The sequence below is a fragment of the Pseudomonadota bacterium genome, from assembly GCA_030860485.1.
Taxonomy (GTDB): Bacteria; Pseudomonadota; Gammaproteobacteria; order JACCXJ01; family JACCXJ01; genus JACCXJ01.
Window position 1 is genome coordinate 1 of record JALZID010000179.1, and the last position, 2,360, is coordinate 2,360.

3 protein-coding genes are annotated in these 2,360 nt (G+C 61.6%); 1 reads left to right on the forward strand and 2 read right to left on the reverse strand.

All coding sequences use genetic code 11. The features are described from left to right. The coding region (locus tag M3461_09885; protein MDQ3774646.1) for a hypothetical protein at positions 1-324 on the reverse strand (324 nt) is incomplete at its 3' end. A 150-nt stretch (positions 325-474) separates the two neighbouring features. Further along, on the reverse strand, positions 475-897 hold the full coding sequence (locus tag M3461_09890) for a hypothetical protein (protein MDQ3774647.1): 423 nt from the start codon (positions 895-897) through the stop codon (positions 475-477). A 19-nt stretch (positions 898-916) separates the two neighbouring features. Between M3461_09890 and M3461_09895 the strand changes: the two genes are divergently transcribed. Next, positions 917-2,164, forward strand: a complete 1,248-nt coding sequence (locus M3461_09895; GenBank protein ID MDQ3774648.1) for an ISL3 family transposase — start codon at positions 917-919, stop codon at positions 2,162-2,164. Positions 2,165-2,360: the final 196 nt, after the last annotated feature.

The following is a 2,360-nucleotide window of genomic DNA, read 5'->3' on the forward strand; positions in this document are numbered from 1 at the left end:
GTCGCGCAACACGCCGGCCTGGCTCTCGGCCCGCTGGCTGGCTTCAAGATACTCGTGCCACAGCGGCGCGCCCTTCTTCCGCAGATCGTCGATCATGCGCTTGCGGTCGGCGGCGCGGGCCTGCCGGGCGATGTTTAGTCCTCGCTCCGCGAACCACTCCACCTCTTGCAGCTTGATGCGGTCCCACGGTGGGTTTCCAATCACCGCATCGAACCCGCCGCCGCCAGCGCGCCAGACAGTGGGAAAGGCAGTCCACCAATGGAAGAAGCGCTCGCGTTTGACCAGCGCCACGGCGCGGGCGAGCAAGTCATTGGCGGCGCGCACATCGGGACCCTCGCCCTCGATGCGCCCTTCAACCACGACGTCGGAGAGGTTGTAGCGGCCAGAGAAAATTTCGGCGACGGCGAGTTCCGCTGCGGAAAGCGGGGATTTGTCCCCGATCTTTTTGGCTCGTCTGAGAAATCTGTGGGTGGTTTAGCGGGTCAGTGAGGTTGTTTGGTATGCCTGCAGGAATCGGTAGAAGCGCCGACAGGTAGAGTCGAAGGAGCGTTGTTGTTCCTCGGAGGTACAGTAGTAGATGAGCGGTCCACCTTCATCGTCAATCACGCTCCCCAACCACGTGTTGAGGGGGCGTTTACGCAACGGTGGGTCCTCGTGCAGGTTGCGGATGATCTCCCCACCGAGGATCCAAAGATTATCCCGATGCGTACGCAAGGTCCTGCGCGAGAGCTCTAGGGTAAGTAGGTGCAGCAGGAACGGCTTGAAGCATTCCACGAGGCGCTGTCCGGGCGCAATGTCGCGCGGCTCGACGGACCAGCTCCGTGGCCAGCTCTCCAGATCCGGGCAGTACTGCGCCAAGCGCTCGGTGTCGGATGCGACAATAGCGCTCTTGTCCATGACTTTTGCCGAGCGACCCATGCTGCTGACTCGCCTGCTCAATGCCTGCTACCACTTCCCCGGCTTTGTCTACGAGCACGCCTGCTTGCTTCCAGAGGTCAATACCATCGAGGTTGAGGTGCGTCCCCGACACGGCTCGAAGCCGCGCTGCTCGGGTTGCCAGCAACTCGCCCCCCGCTATGACCGGCTGTCCGAGCGGCGCTTCGAGTTCATCCCATTATGGGGGTACGCCGTGGTGTTAGTGTACTGCATGCGCCGGGTGCAGTGCAGGGTCTGCGGGGTGAAGGTGGAGCAGGTACCCTGGGCGATGGGCAAGCACACCCTGACCGAGGCATACATGCTGTTTTTGGCGCACTGGGCGCGGAAGCTCTCGTGGACCGAGACGGCGGAGGCGTTTCACGCAAGCTGGGACCAGGTGTGCCACGCGGTGGAGTACGTGGTGCAGTGGGGGCTAGCGCGGCGTGTTCTGGCACCGCTGCGGGCCATCGGCGTGGATGAAATCCAGTATGGGCGGGGGCACCAATACTTGACCTTGGTCTATCAGATCGAGGTGCAGTGCACGCGCTTGCTGTGGGTGGGCCAGGAACGCACGGTGGAGAGCTTCCAGCGTTTCTTCACGATGATCGGTCACGAACTCGCCGCGGCGATTGAGTTCGTCTGCTCGGACATGTGGCAGCCCTATCTGCGGCTCATCGAGCAGCACTGCACGCGGGCGCTGAACATCCTGGACCGTTTCCACGTCGTGGCGAAGATGAACAAGGCGATCGACGAGGTGCGCGCAGGCGAAGCGCGGCAACTGGTGCGAGACGGCTACGAGCCGGTGCTGAAGAAATCGCGCTGGTGCCTGCTCAAGCGCAAGGAGAATCTAAGCGATCACCAACGCATCCGGTTGCGCGACATCCTGCGCTACAACTTGAAGAGCGTGCGAGCCTATCTGCTCAAGGAAGACTTCCAGCAGTTCTGGGACTACACCTCGCCTACCTGGGCGGGGAAGTTCCTCGATGAGTGGTGCCGGCAAGTCATGCGCTCGCGGATCGAACCGATGAAGAAGTTCGTCCGCACCCTGCGCAACCACCGCGAGTTGCTGCTCAACTATTTTCGGGCGCGCAAGGCGTTCTCCAGTGGCGTCATCGAGGGGCTGAACAACAAGGCCAAAGTCACCATGAGAAAATCGTACGGCTTTCGCACCTTCCGGATCGTGGAACTCGCGCTATATCACACACTTGGCAAACTGCCCGAACCACAACTCACCCACAGATTCTTCTGAGGAACCAGAATTTCAACGGGTCATTCGGTACCGTTGAGTGGGCGAGCCCGCCCGTAATCAACAGTTGCGAGAAGTCGGAGTCCGCCCCCCGCGACGAACTCGATCCATTCCAAGCTGCCGACGGCCCCCCGAACGTGCCAGTTTCGGTTGGCGAGGGTGTCGCAGTAAAGTCGCAGGTACATCGGCGCTGCCGGAG

What these genes read in the sequence shown, in the direction of transcription:
- M3461_09890 (MDQ3774647.1), bottom strand. Translation starts at nt 897, where the DNA reads ATGGACAAGAGCGCTATTGTCGCATCCGACACCGAGCGCTTGGCGCAG.
- M3461_09895 (MDQ3774648.1), top strand. Translation starts at nt 917, where the DNA reads ATGCTGCTGACTCGCCTGCTCAATGCCTGCTACCACTTCCCCGGCTTT.